16 protein-coding genes are annotated in these 16,710 nt (G+C 36.6%); 12 read left to right on the forward strand and 4 right to left on the reverse strand.

Translation table 11 applies throughout. The annotated features are described in order from the left end of the window. Positions 1-7 precede the first annotated feature (7 nt). The 7 genes from bsdcttw_RS10540 (at position 8) to bsdcttw_RS10570 (ending at position 7,971) form a co-directional block, all read left to right on the forward strand. Positions 8-1,204, forward strand: a complete 1,197-nt coding sequence (locus bsdcttw_RS10540) for an electron transfer flavoprotein subunit alpha (RefSeq protein WP_185259328.1) — start codon at positions 8-10, stop codon at positions 1,202-1,204. A 151-nt stretch (positions 1,205-1,355) separates the two neighbouring features. Further along, positions 1,356-2,759, forward strand: a complete 1,404-nt coding sequence (locus tag bsdcttw_RS10545; protein WP_185259329.1) for an FAD-binding oxidoreductase — start codon at positions 1,356-1,358, stop codon at positions 2,757-2,759. A gap of 366 nt (positions 2,760-3,125) precedes the next feature. Beyond that, complete coding sequence (locus bsdcttw_RS10550; protein WP_207726529.1) at positions 3,126-3,836, forward strand: methyl-accepting chemotaxis protein; 711 nt, start codon at positions 3,126-3,128, stop codon at positions 3,834-3,836. Between the two features lie 179 nt (positions 3,837-4,015). Then, on the forward strand, positions 4,016-4,858 hold the full coding sequence (locus tag bsdcttw_RS10555) for a nitroreductase family protein (protein ID WP_185259331.1): 843 nt from the start codon (positions 4,016-4,018) through the stop codon (positions 4,856-4,858). An 82-nt stretch (positions 4,859-4,940) separates the two neighbouring features. Then, entirely contained in the window at positions 4,941-6,236 is a 1,296-nt protein-coding gene (locus tag bsdcttw_RS10560; protein WP_185259332.1) for a LysM peptidoglycan-binding domain-containing protein, read from the forward strand. A gap of 154 nt (positions 6,237-6,390) precedes the next feature. Beyond that, on the forward strand, positions 6,391-7,062 hold the full coding sequence (locus bsdcttw_RS10565) for a DNA alkylation repair protein (protein ID WP_185259333.1): 672 nt from the start codon (positions 6,391-6,393) through the stop codon (positions 7,060-7,062). 126 nt (positions 7,063-7,188) lie between these two features. Further along, positions 7,189-7,971, forward strand: a complete 783-nt coding sequence (locus tag bsdcttw_RS10570; protein ID WP_185259334.1) for an NAD-dependent epimerase/dehydratase family protein — start codon at positions 7,189-7,191, stop codon at positions 7,969-7,971. Between the two features lie 36 nt (positions 7,972-8,007). Here bsdcttw_RS10570 and bsdcttw_RS10575 read toward each other — a convergent pair whose 3' ends face one another. The 4 genes from bsdcttw_RS10575 to bsdcttw_RS10590 form a co-directional block, all read right to left on the reverse strand. Next, positions 8,008-8,544, reverse strand: a complete 537-nt coding sequence (locus bsdcttw_RS10575) for a flavodoxin family protein (protein ID WP_185259335.1) — start codon at positions 8,542-8,544, stop codon at positions 8,008-8,010. 23 nt (positions 8,545-8,567) lie between these two features. Beyond that, positions 8,568-8,993, reverse strand: a complete 426-nt coding sequence (locus bsdcttw_RS10580; protein WP_185259336.1) for an FMN-binding protein — start codon at positions 8,991-8,993, stop codon at positions 8,568-8,570. A gap of 24 nt (positions 8,994-9,017) precedes the next feature. Beyond that, positions 9,018-9,602, reverse strand: coding sequence for a TetR/AcrR family transcriptional regulator (locus bsdcttw_RS10585; protein ID WP_185259337.1), 585 nt, complete (start codon positions 9,600-9,602; stop codon positions 9,018-9,020). Positions 9,603-9,942: 340 nt separating this feature from the next. Continuing rightward, the gene (locus tag bsdcttw_RS10590; RefSeq protein WP_185259338.1) at positions 9,943-10,518 is read right to left on the reverse strand and encodes a TetR/AcrR family transcriptional regulator; all 576 of its coding nucleotides are present in this window, start codon (positions 10,516-10,518) and stop codon (positions 9,943-9,945) included. A gap of 166 nt (positions 10,519-10,684) precedes the next feature. Here bsdcttw_RS10590 and bsdcttw_RS10595 point away from each other — a divergent pair, with 166 nt between their 5' ends. The 5 genes from bsdcttw_RS10595 to bsdcttw_RS10615 all read left to right on the forward strand — a co-directional run bounded on the left by bsdcttw_RS10595 (position 10,685) and on the right by bsdcttw_RS10615 (position 16,428). Continuing rightward, a complete protein-coding gene (locus tag bsdcttw_RS10595) occupies positions 10,685-11,872 on the forward strand; it encodes an MFS transporter (protein ID WP_185259339.1) in 1,188 nt (395 codons plus the stop codon). 141 nt (positions 11,873-12,013) lie between these two features. Then, complete coding sequence (locus tag bsdcttw_RS10600; RefSeq protein ID WP_185259340.1) at positions 12,014-12,832, forward strand: substrate-binding periplasmic protein; 819 nt, start codon at positions 12,014-12,016, stop codon at positions 12,830-12,832. 54 nt (positions 12,833-12,886) lie between these two features. After that, entirely contained in the window at positions 12,887-15,259 is a 2,373-nt protein-coding gene (locus tag bsdcttw_RS10605; protein WP_185259341.1) for a bifunctional diguanylate cyclase/phosphodiesterase, read from the forward strand. A gap of 68 nt (positions 15,260-15,327) precedes the next feature. Then, positions 15,328-15,699, forward strand: a complete 372-nt coding sequence (locus tag bsdcttw_RS10610) for an iron chaperone (RefSeq protein WP_185259342.1) — start codon at positions 15,328-15,330, stop codon at positions 15,697-15,699. A 33-nt stretch (positions 15,700-15,732) separates the two neighbouring features. Beyond that, entirely contained in the window at positions 15,733-16,428 is a 696-nt protein-coding gene (locus bsdcttw_RS10615) for a ferredoxin reductase domain-containing protein (RefSeq protein ID WP_185259343.1), read from the forward strand. The last annotated feature ends 282 nt before the right edge of the window (positions 16,429-16,710 follow it).

Below are 16,710 nucleotides of genomic sequence, written 5' to 3' on the forward strand. Positions count from 1 at the left end.
GAAAAGAATGGCTAAGTTAATTATAAATCAGGAAAAAGTCGGAAACATCCAGGAGCTTATACGTATTTGTCCCTTCGGGGCTCTGGAGGAAAAGGATAATAAACTTCAGATAAATGCAGCCTGTAAGATGTGTAAGCTATGTGTAAAGAAAGGTCCTCAAGGGGCAATCGAATATATTGAAGAGACAGTTGAAACGGTAGATAAGGAAAACTGGAAGGGAATTGCTGTATATGTTGACCATATGGATGGAGTTATTCATCCCGTAACCTATGAATTAATCGGAAAAGCAAAGGAATTGGCAGAGAAAATAAATCACCCGGTTTATGCTGTTATGATAGGACATGGTATCGGAGCACAGTGTGAAGAACTGCTCCATTATGAGGTCGACAAAGTATATGTATATGATAGAGAAGAATTAGAACGTTTTAAGATGGAACCCTATACAAGAGTCTTTGAAGATTTTGTGGGAAAAATTAAACCTACGGCTATTTTAATGGGGGCTACTACTGTAGGAAGACAGTTAGCACCAAGACTGGCAGCCAGACTAAAAACCGGACTGACAGCAGATTGTACAATATTGGATATCAATGAGAATACAGATTTGGTACAGATAAGACCAGCCTTTGGAGGTAATATTATGGCGCAGATATTAACGCCGAATCACAGGCCTCAGATGGCTACGGTACGTTATAAGGTTATGAACGCACCGACCAGAAAAGATTCTGCTGGGGGAGAGATTATTTCATGTGATATTGATTCGAATGAACTCACAAGTAAGGTTACTGTTCTGGATATCATTGAGAAAGAAAAGGAACAGTTTATAGAAGCATCGGAAGTTCTTGTGGTAGCAGGCAGGGGGATAAAAAAAGAAGAAGATTTGGCTATGATAAAAGAACTTGCTGACCTTTTAGGAGGGCAGATAGCCTGTACAAGACCGGTTATGGAGGCCGGATGGCTGGAAGCTAAACGTCAGGTAGGCTTAAGCGGACGTACAGTAAGACCAAGACTTATAATAACCTGTGGGGTATCCGGTTCTGTACAGTTTACAGCAGGTATGAATAACTCCGAACAGATAATTGCTATTAATAAGGATGAGAATGCACCTATCTTTAAGACTGCACATTATTGTTTGGTAGGCGATTTATATGATATAATACCGGATTTAATTAGTAAGATAAAGGAAAGCCGGTCGGTAAGTGCCTAGATTCTCTTTTTTTAGAAGGAACTTTGTTATAGGATTAGTGTGCATTGAAGCCTTTAGTGCTAAGCAGCAGGAATGGAGGAAGAGTGAAAGATAAATCTTTCACTCCCCCTGATTATATACGCGTGCTAAAGCACGCAGATGGGAGCCAAATATGAATTATAAAAGATTAGACGAGGATGATTTAACAATTATCCGAAGTATTATAAAAGAGGAAGAACGAATTCTATATGCCGAGGAGATTAATGAAGAGTATAGTCATGATGAATTAAGTGATACTGTCAGTTACCCGGACGTTGTGGTGAAGGTAATATCCACAGATGAGGTCTCTGAGATTATGAAATATGCCTATGAGAACAATATACCGGTTACCCCAAGAGGCTCGGGTACCGGCTTAGTAGGAGCTTCTGTATCAATTGAGCACGGCATCATGTTGGATACAAGCCTGATGAACCGTTTTCTGGAGCTGGACGAAAATAACCTTACCATTACTGTAGAGCCGGGAGTTCTGTTAATGGAACTGTCCGCCTACGTTCAGGACAGAGATTTATTCTATCCTCCGGATCCGGGTGAAAAATCTGCGACCATCGGCGGAAATATCAGTACCAATGCCGGTGGTATGAGAGCTGTGAAATACGGTGTTACCAGAGATTATGTAAGAGGACTTGAAGTAGTTCTGCCAGATGGAAAGGTTGTGGAATTCGGCGGTAAAGTGGTGAAGAACAGTACCGGATATGCTATGAAGGATTTAATGGTAGGTTCTGAAGGAACTCTGGGCATTATTACAAAAGCAACTTTAAAGCTCCTTCCCTTACCCAAAAAAGCTATCAGCCTTCTGATTCCTTTTCCGACCCTGGAAAAAGCTATACGTACAGTACCTTTTATCATTAAATCCAAATCTATTCCGACAGCAATTGAATTTATGCAAAGAGAAGTAATACTGGATGCCGAAAAATATCTGGGTAAGAAGTTCCCGGATAATAGTGCAGATGCATATCTCTTGCTTAAATTTGACGGCAATTCCACTGAAGAGATTGAGAAAGATTATGCCAATGTAGCTCAAATTTGTCTTGAGCAGGGAGCAATCGACATTCTAATATCTGACACCAATGAAAGAGAAGAGTCTATATGGAAAGCAAGAGGGGCTTTTTTGGAAGCTATCAAGGGCTCAACTACTTATATGGATGAAGTTGATGTGGTTGTTCCGAGAGGTTCCGTTAATGAGATGGTAGAATATATTCATGGATTATACAAGGAAGTAGATATCCGAATCAAGAGCTTTGGTCATGCAGGAGATGGTAACCTTCACGCCTATATACTTAAGGATGATTTAAATCAGGAGGAATGGGAAGAAAAGATGAAGGCAGCTATGGATAAAATATACGGAAAGGCCAGAGAATTGAGCGGACAGGTATCCGGTGAGCATGGTATTGGCTATGCAAAAAAATCTTATCTTATGGAATCTATGGATCCTGCAACTGTAGAGATAATGAGGGGAATCAAAAGAGCTTTTGACCCTAAGAATATTCTAAATCCTCATAAAGTTTGTCAGATATAAAAGGCTGATAAGCTTACTCACTTAAAGGACAGTAAAAATGGTTAAAACCGTTGATACTGTCCTTTTACAGTTTATTTTCTGAAAAAGCAATTTAATTATTGAAATTGTATAATATAGAACATATAATATAAATTACGTTATATAAAGTGCATAATGCCAATCATGTCACCTACTGTCAGGACATAATTTATTTTCTTTTATTTTACATTTTTGTCATAACTCCTTATACTAAAATTATTAAAGAAGCAGCCAGAGCAATTGAAAATTTTATAAGGAATGGATGCGGGGAATAACAAGCACAAAAGAAAAGGTACCAGTATAAATACTGGGAAGGTAACAACGGATAAGAAAGTGGAGGATACCTTGATGGAACAGTCAAGTTCAGGTACAGATATGTTTTTATCACATAACTCAGATTATACGAATAAAGATAGTCTGAAAGGCAATGAATCCAAGACGAATGAGATGAAGACAGTAACAGAGCGGATTTATTCAGGAATCGAAGAGGTTGATGTAAATCTTCAGGATGTTGTGGAATCCTTTGTAGAAGCTTCATCGAAGGCAGAAGAGGGAATGCAGGTTATAAATACCGGAGTCAGCCAAATGACTACCATCCGCGGAAATTTTAACTCCGTTGTTCATGCAATTGATAAGCTGGCATCAAAATCTGGTGAAATAAAAAATATTGTTGAAATGATTACAAGAATAGCAAGGATGACCAACCTTTTAGCCTTAAATGCTTCCATAGAAGCCGCAAGAGCCGGGGAACAGGGAAGAGGGTTTACCGTGGTTGCTAACGAAGTGCGAAAATTAGCGGAACAATCTTCCGAAGCAGCAAAAGATATTGGTGCATTAATCAATGCAATCGAGGAGGAGATTCAACAGACAGCTGAAACCATACAAAATGTAAATAAAGATGTAGAATACGGAGAGGCTGTTATCGCAGATGCCGGCAAAACTTTTAATGGAATATTCTTAAACATTGAAAATGTGTCCGATAAGATCATGAATGTATCAGCTGCAATGGAAGAAGTGTTTTCAGCAGCACAGCTTCTTATTAATGATAAAAACAGCTAGACTGGAGCAGCGGGTGTATGTTCTTTCGAATATACACCCGCATTTATATTATGGTCTTGTTTATATATGGCGTTTTATATAAAATAATTATATAAAATAAGAAGGCATATATATGATAATGGAAACATTTATATTTATTTCATGATGAAAGAGTTTACTTTTAAAGGAGGATATACAATATGAAGATGGAGTTTCCGGTAGAAGAAGCAGTCAGAGCACGATACAGTGTCAGAAGTTACGAAGAACGTCTGCTTTCTGAGAAGGAAAAAAGTCAACTTAAAGCTTACTCAGAAACAGTATCCAATCCCTTTTCCGTTCAGGTTTCCTTTCACCTGTTGGAATCTAAGAATGCAGTAAATGGAGATAAGTTAGGCACTTACGGTATGATAAAAGGAGCGAAAGATTATATCGGAGCAACCGTAGCAGACGAGAAACTGGCGTTGGAAGCTTTAGGTTATTCCTTTGAAAAATTAATTCTTTATGCTGCCTCAAAGGGGATTGGAACCTGCTGGCTGGGTGGTACGTTTAAACGCAGTCAGTTTGCTCTTGCAATGGAGATAAAGGAAAATGAGCTTTTTCCTGCTATTACTCCCATAGGGTACCCTTTAAAGAAAAAGCGTTTAACAGAGTCAATTGTTCGAAAAGTAGTAAAAGCAGACCAGCGAAAAGACTGGAATGAACTCTTTTTTAAAGATGATTTTTCCCATCCCCTTACGAAAGCAGAAGCAGGTGAATTTGAATTCCCTCTGGAAATGCTGCGTCTTGCACCTTCTGCCAGCAATAAACAGCCCTGGAGGATTGTGCAAAAAGACAACACTTACCACTTTTATGAAGCGAGGACACCAGGATACAGTGAGAAGCTTGCCCTTGATATCCAGCGAGTGGATATTGGTATCGCAGCCTGTCATTTTCATTTGGCAGTTTTAGAAAAGGGTATAGCAGGAAGGTTTGAGAAGCTTACAAATCCTGAAATACAACTTCCGGAGAATATGTATTATATCTTTTCCTTTTTAGCTCAATAAGGAGCAGATACCATAATTAAGAAATGGTTATTTTTGTTGAAATGAATCATATATTTATCTAAAATAATAAATCGAGGAAAACATGATTATACATGTTGTTCAAGCCGGAGAAACGATTTATACAATAGCTGCATATTATAATGTTGATGTGACAAGACTGGTAGAGGAAAACGGGCTGGTAAACCCTGAGAATCTGGTTGTAGGGCAGACTATTGTTATTGCATATCCTGAGCAGGTTTATATCGGACAGGAAGGAGATACCCTTGATAGTATATCACAGGCTTTTGGCGTTACAAGGATGCAGCTGCTTCGGAATAATCCTTTTCTATTCGACAGAAATATTGTTTATCAGGGAGAAACGATAGTAATTAGTTATGAAACCCAGGATAGTGTATCTATTAATGCATATGCGTATCCGTTTATCGATAAAAAAACTCTCAGGAAGACATTGCCTTATTTGACTTTTTTAACGATTTTTAATTATCAAGCAATGGAAAATGGTGATATAGTTGGACAGGATGATACAGAGATTATCGCTGCTGCAAGAGAATATGGAGTTGCGCCACTTATGTCATTGTCCACCTTATCCTATCAGGGAAGAAGCAATATTGAGGCAACTAATAATATTCTTTATAATACAGATATTATGGAACGGCATATTGGTAATATATTAACTATTCTAAGAGAGAAAGAATTTTATGGTCTCAATGTTTCTTTGATAAATCTTAATTCACAGAACAAACCGGCATATGAAAATTTTATGACAATACTCTCCAGGCGTTTAAAGGCAGAAGGTTTTTTACTTTTTATTAGTATAACACCCAGAATCATGGTAAGCTCGACTGAAATATCTTTTGAGCAATTAGATTATACGGAATTAGGAAGAATAGCAGATTATCTGCAGATAATATCATATGGATGGGGTTCCTTAGCAGCTCCTCCTTCTCCTTCTTCCCCTGTTTTTCTTACACGGATGTTACTTCAAAATGCAGTTATTATGATTCCTTCAGAGAAAATATTTTCGGGAATTTCAGTTATCGGTTATGATTGGCAAAGTCCATATGTGCTGGGTATATCAAGAGCCAACGCCCTGACCACGGATGCGGCTATAGGATTAGCACTGGAAACAAATTCTATTATTATGTTTGAAGAAAATTCGCAGACACCTTACTTTGAATATACTGTTGAAATTTCAGGAAGGCCTTACAGGCATATTGTCTGGTTTAAAGATGCAAGAAGTATAGATGCGCTAATTAAGCTTGTACCGGAATATGAACTACAAGGTTCAGCTATATGGAATATCATGAGCTATTTTGCCCAGATGTGGCTGGTAATTAATTCTCAGTATAATATAAACAAGGTATTACCTGAAATTTAAACAGTTATAATATACAGTAATTTAAACCTTATTTTCAGATTGTTCAAGCTGTAAAACCCACAGAATGAAACAACATAAGAGCTAAACGGCAATTTTATTTGCTTTATAACCATTCTGACCTATGAGAAAAATTTATAATTAGGAGCGTGATTAAATGACAAAAAATGAAGTACTCAAGATACTTTCAGATTTAGGCAATGAGAAACGAAAAGAGATGTATAGGAAGAAGGGAGCCGGCGATAACACTTATGGTGTTTTAATGGGAGAATTAAGGAAGCTGGCAAAACAGCTTGGGCCAAATCAGGAGCTGGCATTAGAATTATGGCAAAGTGAAAATACCGATGCCAGGTGGCTTGCCTGTATGATATTTGAGGGGAAGAAGCTGACACCGGATGAAGTGAAAAGTATGGTTTCTGAGTTGACATATGCAGATTTGATTGATAAGTTCATTGGTGAGGTTGTTTGTGACCTAAGTTATGCGGATGAACTTGCGAAAGAATGGTCTGCTTCAGATAGAGACAATCTTGGACGAGCCGGCTGGGATATCATTGCTTATAAAATTTCAGAAGGTAAATTAAAAGAGGAGGTACTGGAAGAACTTCTTGCAATCCTTGAAGCCGGTTTACAAACTGCCCCTGAAGCTAAGCAATGGGCAATGAATCATGCTCTTTGTGAAATCGGGATATGTTATCCGAAGTATACAAAGAGGTGCATTACACTTGGTGAAACCCTAGCAGTCTACAAGGAGATGAAAGTGGCAAAAGGCTGTACCTCAGCTTATGCTCCAGAATGGATTGCTGCCGGTCTCAGGAAAAGAAAGAACTAGATTAATCCTGTAATTATAACACCCTTATATCGGTAATTTTATAACCTGATTTCATATATTATAAATAATTAAATATTAACTATAATACTTAATTATTTTTTATTGATATCGGGGGATAAGAATGTTATGAAGAGAGTGTTAGTAATCGGAGCGAATAGTTATATAGGTAAGAAGTTCTGTGAATATATACATTCACTGAATCAAGAGTTTATTGAGGTTGATATGGTGAGTGCTTCAAATGGAGCTTGGGAAAGTGTAGATTTATCTTTATATGATACGGTATTACATTTGTCTGCAATTGTATATGAAAAAGAAAATGAAAGAACAAAAGAGCTCTATGAAAAAGTAAATCATAGGCTTCCTGTACGAATTGCATATAAAGCTAGGGAAAATCATGTGAAGCAGTTTGTTTTCATGAGTTCTGCCGCTGTGTACGGAGAAATTAACGGCTGTATAACAAAGGAAACGATACCTGTGCCCTCAACACTTTATGGTAAGACAAAATTAGCAGCTGAGAAGGAGCTTGTTAAGTTAGAGAGCACAGAATTTAAAATAGTAATTATCCGAGCACCTATGGTGTATGGTGACGGCTGTAAGGGGAATTACCAGAAACTAAGTAAAATTGCCAGGTTTACACCTGTCTTTCCTGATTATCATAATAAAAGGAGCATGATACATGTAGATCGGTTATGCAGTTGTATTATAGAGCTGGTTCTAAAGGAAGCACAAGGCTGTTATTTTTTACAGGATGATAATTATGCAGATACCTGTGAATTAGTCGTTGGGATAAGAAAGAAACTTGGTAAGAAAACTTACCTCACGAAAGCCTTTAATCCGTTGATAGTGCATTTAAAAAATAGATTGAACCTATTCAATAAGATATTTGGTGATATGTACTATTTAGGCTAAAATAATCCAACATCAAATATCAGTTTAAGTTGTACATTAACCTTTTATTCTTGGTATAGCAGAAGTTAACTGAGTCATAGTAATTGAAGTTAGTTTTGTAATATCATTATTGTTGATTTTGTAACTGGCGGTATCTTTTCTCTCTACCTTATTGGATACAGGCAATAAATCTGCTATATGCAAGTCAATAATTGCTGCAGGTTTTATACCCGTTCTTTTTTCTAAGTCACCTTCAAGCTTCCCATTTCCTGCGTCAGCTCCGCCACTTATCGAAATAAAAGCATAGTTGGCGGGGTGACTTTTGAGATGTCTCAGGTATGAGCGAAGAGGAGCTGCCACTTGCCCCATCCATACTGGTCCAAGGAAGAGTAGTAGGTCATAGCCATTCAATTCTTCAGGTGTCGGCTGTACCCGAGGTATTCTTTTAAAGAGCATATCCAGAATTATAATTCCCATAGTGCGTGGTTTGGGTTCGGATACTTTAATGTGTTCAGCGGACAATTCCTGTGCAATACTGCATGCTAAAGACTCATTGTTGCCGGTAAAGGAATATGAAATAACTTTAATGTTCATGTGAAAACCTCCAAAATTTATTATTATTTATTTATCTGTGCCTTGTTAAGTGCGTTTTCCAACCCTTTAAGATATGCTTTGGAAGTAAGAGTTGCACCGCTTATAGCATCAACCTGCAGAGATTGTGTCTGAATCACTCTCCCAAACAATTCTTCTGTAAACTCAGTCGGCCGTTTCTCCGTTTGTTCCAGTAACTTGATGTTTACTACCTTGCCGGAGGCTATCGTTACCTGGACTTTATTAGCCCGCCATTTATACATGCCGCCTTCATAGTCACCGACAAAAGTGCCATCCTTAAGCTGACTGAAGTCGATGCTGTCGATAGGGAGGTTCTTGGCTTCCCGCCGTTCACTTGCTGTAAAAAAGAATCCACCTGCCAAACTTGCCGTTATCAGTAAAATGATTACAACAATGGCTATTTGTATTTTAAATTTTCTTTTTGATTTCATAGGGATATTCCTTTCTCCATTATATTACTTATGGGAATTGTCCAATAATCCATCCATTATAAAGTCTGCCATATAATCCAAAAGCTGGGGGAAGTACTGGATTCCGATTTCCTCCTTATGAGTATCAAGATTAATCAGTGCAGTAAAAAAAGCCATAATAAGATTACAATCAATATCATTTCTCATCTTTCCGTTTTTCTGCCATGTTCTAATCAATTCAATAAAATCATCATATAAAAAATTAACACTTTGTACTCCGTTTTCTTCACGGTAAAGCTGTTCTATTTTTCCAAAGGTATCTGTGTTATACCATTGTTTCAAGATAGGATTGGCTTTCATGCCGCTTATGTTTAACTCCATTAACCGTTTAATTAATTTTGACGGAGTTTCATTAAAATCTACAGATGTCATAATGTTTTTTTTAAGCTGTTCATTTTCCGCCATGAAAATATCTAGAAATAGCTTCTCCTTAGAAGAGTAATAGTTATAAAATGTGCCTACGGCTATCCCGGATAATTTCGTGATATCAGAAACATTAGTATCTTTAAAACCTTTTGAGCTGAATAGTTCTTTACCGCAACGAAATATTTCTGCCTTTTTATCTTCCAATATATTTTTCCTCCTTTATATTAATGTGTATACTAATTATATGAATGAATAATAAAATATTCATTCATATAATAACAGGAGTAGCTCAAATTGTCAACCTTAAGAAGTTGTAAAAGTAAAATATTGTTTTATAACCTTATATTATGATATGATTAACTTGACATGTACCTACTATGACAAACAGGAAAATGCGGTTATAGAAGAGAGTATACACAAGCGCTTAGTTTTATTGATTAAATAGATTTTTGATTTAGTAGGGGAAGAATACAGCAAGTGTAATACTGTATTCTTCCCTTTCTTTATTGTCAGGAGTGAAATTATACTAATTATAAAAAGAAACTTAAACGGCAAGACCAGAAAGTGCATTTGCTATCAAATCTTTTACAAATTCTGTGTTCACGGTTTCACCTGTTATCAGCAGGCGGTAGAAAAGCGGAGCGAACATGATATCAATACATAATTCTATGTCCAATTCCTTTTTCAATTCTCCTCTTTGCACCCCGCGTTCAAAGATATGCTGTGAAATAAGTCTTCTGGGATTAAAGTATCTGTTACGGTACTCTTGTGCAATATTAGGATCAAATTGGCCTTCAGCAATCAGTTCAGTAATTACCTTCCCCTTAGAGCTGGTAAGAAAGGAAGCTAAGTTATTGACTTGGATGAAAAGATCATCTTTTATTGAGCCGGTATCAGGTACTTGGAGCATAGTTTCAGTGGCGGCGAAAAAGCCGTCTAGTACGACAGAGGCTTTGTTGGGCCACCATTTATATATAGTAGCTTTACTTACTCCGGCTCTATCTGCAATACCTTCAACGGTAATAGTTTTAAAACCGTTCTCTAATAATAACTCATAAGCAGCTGTAAGTATTGAATTCTTCGTTTCTTCGCTTCGTGGACGCCCAATTTTTTTATCCATATAAATCTCCTTCTTGCTTATTAGTAAGCCATATATAAACGATACGTATATTATACTATATTTTAATTCATAAAAAAAGTATTGACAAAACTAAACGCATCGTTTATTATATAAACATAAACTAAACGTTCAGTATATTAAATAAATCTTGAATGGAGGATATTATATGAATACAAATTTATCTGTAGAAAAAAAATTACCCCGCTGGCTAATATTTTTGTTAGCAAGTTCCTGCGGACTAATTGTTGCTAATCTCTATTATGCTCAACCCCTGGTGGGACCTATCAGTGCCGATACAGGAATATCTGCCGGCTTATCAGGACTAATTGTAACAATGACACAACTTGGCTATGCAGCAGGGCTTCTGCTTCTTGTTCCCTTAAGTGATTTATTGGAAAACAAGCGTCTGGTAATTTCTGTGCTGATTGTTTCCATAATAGGACTTTTCACTATTTCCGTATCCCAAAATACAGTTATCTTTTTTACTGCAACCATTTTGATAGGCTTGGGATCCGTAGCTGCTCAGATTCTGGTTCCATTTACCGCACATCTGGCTCCTGCACAGCAGAGGGGTAGTATTGTTGGAAATGTAATGAGTGGACTTCTTCTTGGAATTATGCTTGCAAGACCAGCCGCAAGTCTTATCACCGGAATCTGGGGCTGGAAGTCGGTATTCTTAATGTCTGCAGTTATTATGGGTATAGTTGCAATTCTATTAGGATGTTTACTTCCCAAGAGAAAACCTGAAAAAAAAGATAATTATCAGGCTATTCTAAAATCCATGTGGTACCTTTTTAGAGTAAAGCCAGTATTACGCCGGAGATCATTATATCAGGCAGCACTGTTTGGAAGTTTCAGTTTATTTTGGACCGTAGTACCCTTATATTTGTCGCAGCATTTCCACTTAACACAAAAAGAGATTGCTTTATTTGGATTTGCAGGTGTGACAGGAGCTATTGCTGCTCCTATTGCCGGAAAACTGGCTGATAGGGGATGGACGAAAAGGTTGACGGGGTATGCTTTTGTAATAGCAGCAGCAGCTTTTTTGATAACCCACTTAATGAAAAGCAATTATACAATATCACTTGTGATATTTTGTGCTGCGGCAATTCTATTAGATATGTCTGTTTCCGGTAATCTTGTCCTTGGGCAGCAGGCAATTTATTCCTTGGGAGATGAAATACGAGGTAGAGTAAACGGAGTTTTTATGGCAGTTTTTTTTGTCGGAGGCGCTATTGGTTCTGCTTTGGGAGGCTGGTCTTATGCGCAGGGAAATTGGATGGCATCTTCGATTATAGGCATTATTCTTCCAGTTCTTGCCTTTGGCTATTATCTGACTGAAAAAAAGTTATAATTATCATAAATTACTTTGATTTGGCAGTTCCCTTTCTTGATATTCTATAAAATTTATTATATAATACGCTTATATATACCGTATTTTGTCGATATAGCACAAAAATTAGCGAATTTCATAGAGGAAGAGCTGTTAATAATTATGAGCAGTAGATTAGAAAAGTTAAAGGCCATAGGAATCTTAATTATGATTTGTTGTCTGATGCTTACAGGGTGCCAGCATACGGATAAACAAATGAAAACCCATGAGGAAGTGCTGGCATCTACTATTACCTCAATACCTGAAAAGGATGGGAAAGTGCTGATTGTAACAGGCGAATATCCCCCTTACGTAGGAGAAAAACTGAATAATCAGGGATTTCTTACGGAAATGATTGAAAATACCTTGAAAAACTGTGATTTTGATTATGAGATCAAATTCTACCCTTGGGCAAGATGCCGTGAGATGGTAAAAAAAGGTCTGGCCTGGGCTTCCTACCCTTATGGTGATACGAAAATCAATAGGGAGACTTATTTGCTTTCTAATATGATATACAGTACAGAACATAGATATTATTATAGGAAAGATAATAAGAAATTTGCAGGAAGCGCTAAGAATTTTGATTCCTTAGACGATTTTACGGATTTTGTTTTTGGCGGAGCTAACGCTTACTGGTATGGCAACCGCCGGGATATTCTGAATCTTGGTGTAAAAGCAGAATGGGCAGAGGATTCGGATGCATTATTAAAAATGCTCTATACAAGAAGAATTGATTTTATGATAGAAGACGAATTGGTTTGCAAAGATGCTATTCACAGACTGTTTCCGGAGGATGTGAATGCATTTGCAACCTTAGAAACAGAAGCAAAGCAAGTGGATTACTATATGCTGGCATCCAAGTATTATCCGGATTCAGAAAAGCTTCTGAAAGAATTTAATGAAGAATTTTTAAAGACAAAAAGCAGTGAGAGTCAGAAGTAGAGCAGAGTTGCCTTCTACTATGAGAAGTGTTTCACAAAGGAGGTAACTTACAAAATGAGAGGTAAAAGGCTCAGTACAGCCTATGTATTTCCTATATTAATGGTTATATTTGTTATTCCGATGATGTTAACGCTGCTTAATGCATATCAAAATAAAGAACGTCTTACACTGGAATTAGAGAGCAGTACAGAGCAATTGATGAACATGGCAGTCGCGTCTGCTACAGATGCATTATGGACTTACAATGATGATAGTCTTGTACAGATTTGTGATGCAATTGCTGATTATAAAAGAGTAGCCATAATTAATATAATGGATGAGAATAACAATGTAATCTATGGTGTTAATAAAACAGGAAAAGAATATGATGATAAACAATTGTATCCGGCATTTACCCGTTATGTAATGTATGAAGGCATTAAAATTGGTAATATACATATTGTAGTTACTGCTTATTACCTCCATGAAATGGTAAGAGAAAAGATTATGTTCGGATTTTATGAGACGATTATTATTAGTTTTATAATCTGGTTCATTGTATATATTTTTACACGAAATGTTACAGCAGCTATTGATAATATTGATTCCGGCGTTAAAGCTTTTGCGGAAGGTGACAGAAACGTACGGATATATGTAAATGACAGTCATGAGATCAGACGGTTGGCTGACCGGATAAATATCATGTTCCAAAGGATCGTAGCCTCTGATATTATGCTGCATGAAAACTATTTAAAGTTGCAGACAAAGGAGGAAGATCTAAAGGCTTCAGAGGAACGTTACCGTTATGCCGTGGAAGGGTCTAATGATGCCATATGGGATTGGAATCTGGAAACAAATGATTATTATGTATCAGCCAGAGGCGCCCAGATGATTGGAGAAGCAGATAATAAAGAGATTGATTTAGAAACCTGGATTTCCCATATTCATGAGAAGGACAGATTTTCTTTTGAATATTATCTGCATAACTTTGAATGTGATCCTGATTCTTATCAAGAAATTCAATTCCGAGTTATTAACATCAAAGGAGATATCAAATGGCTCATTTGCAGAGGAAAAGGAATTCTGAATAAAAAGAACAAATTACTTAGGGTATCCGGTTTCTACACAGATATAACTGAGCGAATCAGAGCGGAGGAAGCAATTCAGCAGCTGGCTTATTTTGATACATTGACAGGACTTCCTAATCGTGTAATGCTATACGAACAGGGTGATAAGATATTTGCTGAGGTAAAATTTCATCTGAAAAATGGTGCTATCATTTTCATGGATTTGGATGATTTTAAGACTATTAATGATACGAAGGGGCATACTTTTGGAGATCAGGTATTAAAAAATCTTGCAAATGAGTTAAAAGAAAAAATTAAGTACAATGCAATAGCCAGGATAGGCGGGGATGAATTTATCTTCATTCTGGAGGATTGTGACTACGAACAGGTTAAAATAATTGCGAAAGAAATCGTGAATCTGGTACATGCTCCCAGGATTATAAAAGATTATGAGTATCTGCTATCTTGCAGTGTTGGAATTGCTATGTTTCATGAGGATGGAGTCGATATTGAGACTCTTTTGATGAAAGCAGACAGTGCGATGTATCAGGCGAAAGTCGAAGGCAAAAACCGCTATAAGTTCTATGACCAGAGTATCAATGATGAGATGGTTAAGAAGATTAAATTACGCAATGAAATTCGTCAGGGCATTATAAATAAGGAATTTGTCGTATATTATCAGCCTCAGGTGAATATCGTTTCTGGTAAAATAAGTGGAGTGGAAGCATTAGTACGCTGGCGGCATCCCATAAGAGGACTTGTGATGCCAGGTGACTTTATTGACCTTGCAGAAGAAACCGGTCTAATCATACCTCTTGGAGAATACGTACTAAGAACTGCCTGCAGGCAAAGCATGGAATGGGAAAGAGCAGGACTTACAGGGATAATGATGTCAGTTAATATTTCTGTCAAGCAGATCAACAGTCTGAATATTGTTCAGGATATTTTGGATATAATTGATGAAACTCATATGATTCCCGAACACCTAATCTTAGAAATTACCGAAAGTGTTGCGATGGAAAATATATCAAAAACCATTGATATCATGAATCAGCTAAGAGAAAAGGGTATCACATTTTCTCTGGATGATTTTGGTACTGGCTATTCCTCTTTGAATTACCTTAAGAATATACCAATTAACCATTTAAAAATTGATAAGCAATTTGTCCAGAACCTTCAACGACAGACTTTTGAGGAAGTTGTAGTCCGCTCTATTATTGAAATAGCGCATAGAATGGAGTTAACGGTGGTGGCGGAGGGAATTGAAACTTTAGAACAAAAGGAAGCCTTAACATCTTATAATTGCGACATCGCTCAAGGATATTATTATAGCAAACCTATTCCACATCAAGAGGTGGAGTCATTTATAAAGGGTATATAAGATTGTAGTAAATTCAAGAAAAATGGAAAATATAATAAAAATGTATTATTTAAACAGGAGGGAATCTTATGGAAGCTTTCGCAGATTATCTGGCAGGTATAGATAATGTTGAATATCGAAGTCGCATGGAAGAAATATTTAATTGGGTTGCAGATAAATATCCTAACCTGGTTCCTAAATTTGCTTGGAAACAGCCTATGTTTACAGATCATGGAACATTTATTATAGGTTTTAGCGCCTCCAAGCAGCATATGGCGGTAGCTCCTGAAGAAGCGGGTATCCTTCGTTTCGCTAAGGAAATTACTCAGGCAGGCTATGATAGTACCAAAGGTCTAATACGCATTCCATGGAGCAGTCCGGTTGATTTTACATTACTTGAGAAAATTATTGAATTTAATATTGCAGACAAAGCAGAATGCACAAACTTCTGGCGTAAATAATATTCAGAGGTTTTTGTTAAGGAGGAAGTATATATGGATAAGTATAGGCTTAAGATTACTGACATTATAGAGGAAGCACCCGGAGTTAAAACATACCTTCTTGAAAAACCCTCCGATTTCACCTGGCTTGAGGGTGCTCATACACATATAGGAATTCCGGGATTTGACCAGGGGGAGAAACCTAACAAAGATCTTGTCCGACATATGTCAATCATTACTTTACCGGAGGAGAATAAAATTGGATTTACAACTAGAATTTCTGAACCTATGTCAGAATTCAAAGAAAGGTTGTCCAAGCTGCATGTCGGGGATGATGTCATATTATTTAAAAGTGGCTCAAGAATGTTTTTAAGGCGGGAAGATAAAAGGGTTGTATTGTTATCAATGGGAGTTGGGATAGCAACTATGAGACCATTGATATATCGATTTTTAGAAGACAGGACTCATATAACGGATGTCATTAATATTAATGTGAACTCAGCTAAGGATTTTATTTATAAAAAGGAACTAGCAAAATTGGAATGCTCCAGTTATCAAAATTATTGGATAGATTCAAGAAGTGATTTTTATAAGGTTCTGGATAAAGTATCAAATAAGGATAGTTCCATTTATTACATAGTTGGAAGTGATGACTTTGTTAAGGAAGTTATCAGGTATCTAAAGAATAAAGGAATATTTAGCAATATTATTATCGATAAAGAAGAGGTATTGGGTGAGTATTTTAATTAAATTAATCAGATATATTGAGAATTTCCAACTTTTGAAATTTATTCATTGTTAAAAATATACAAGTACCGCTTGGAATGACAAGCGGTACTTTTTTTAGATAAAGTAAGGGAAATGAACTGAACTATTTCAAATGATGAGCTGTATAGGAGTGGAACTATAAAACTTACGTATTTTTGTGTTAATATTTTACAATAAAATGTCTTAAATATATCTAATGATAATATCACAATGTTTTTGTATAGTAGTATTATCAGAATAAAGACCTATCTAAATTACTTTAAT

This window comes from Anaerocolumna chitinilytica, from assembly GCF_014218355.1.
Classification (GTDB): domain Bacteria; phylum Bacillota; class Clostridia; order Lachnospirales; family Lachnospiraceae; genus Anaerocolumna; species Anaerocolumna chitinilytica.

Bases quoted from the DNA above. Each gene is read 5' to 3' on its own strand.
- bsdcttw_RS10615 (WP_185259343.1), top strand. From the start codon at position 15,733: ATGGATAAGTATAGGCTTAAGATTACTGACATTATAGAGGAAGCACCC.
- bsdcttw_RS10575 (WP_185259335.1), bottom strand. From the start codon at position 8,544: ATGAACATTAAAGTTATTTCATATTCCTTTACCGGCAACAATGAGTCT.
- bsdcttw_RS10580 (WP_185259336.1), bottom strand. From the start codon at position 8,993: ATGAAATCAAAAAGAAAATTTAAAATACAAATAGCCATTGTTGTAATC.
- bsdcttw_RS10560 (WP_185259332.1), top strand. From the start codon at position 4,941: ATGATTATACATGTTGTTCAAGCCGGAGAAACGATTTATACAATAGCT.
- bsdcttw_RS10590 (WP_185259338.1), bottom strand. From the start codon at position 10,518: ATGGATAAAAAAATTGGGCGTCCACGAAGCGAAGAAACGAAGAATTCA.
- bsdcttw_RS10550 (WP_207726529.1), top strand. From the start codon at position 3,126: ATGGAACAGTCAAGTTCAGGTACAGATATGTTTTTATCACATAACTCA.
- bsdcttw_RS10570 (WP_185259334.1), top strand. From the start codon at position 7,189: ATGAAGAGAGTGTTAGTAATCGGAGCGAATAGTTATATAGGTAAGAAG.
- bsdcttw_RS10545 (WP_185259329.1), top strand. From the start codon at position 1,356: ATGAATTATAAAAGATTAGACGAGGATGATTTAACAATTATCCGAAGT.
- bsdcttw_RS10555 (WP_185259331.1), top strand. From the start codon at position 4,016: ATGAAGATGGAGTTTCCGGTAGAAGAAGCAGTCAGAGCACGATACAGT.
- bsdcttw_RS10565 (WP_185259333.1), top strand. From the start codon at position 6,391: ATGACAAAAAATGAAGTACTCAAGATACTTTCAGATTTAGGCAATGAG.
- bsdcttw_RS10610 (WP_185259342.1), top strand. From the start codon at position 15,328: ATGGAAGCTTTCGCAGATTATCTGGCAGGTATAGATAATGTTGAATAT.
- bsdcttw_RS10540 (WP_185259328.1), top strand. From the start codon at position 8: ATGGCTAAGTTAATTATAAATCAGGAAAAAGTCGGAAACATCCAGGAG.
- bsdcttw_RS10600 (WP_185259340.1), top strand. From the start codon at position 12,014: ATGAGCAGTAGATTAGAAAAGTTAAAGGCCATAGGAATCTTAATTATG.
- bsdcttw_RS10605 (WP_185259341.1), top strand. From the start codon at position 12,887: ATGAGAGGTAAAAGGCTCAGTACAGCCTATGTATTTCCTATATTAATG.
- bsdcttw_RS10595 (WP_185259339.1), top strand. From the start codon at position 10,685: ATGAATACAAATTTATCTGTAGAAAAAAAATTACCCCGCTGGCTAATA.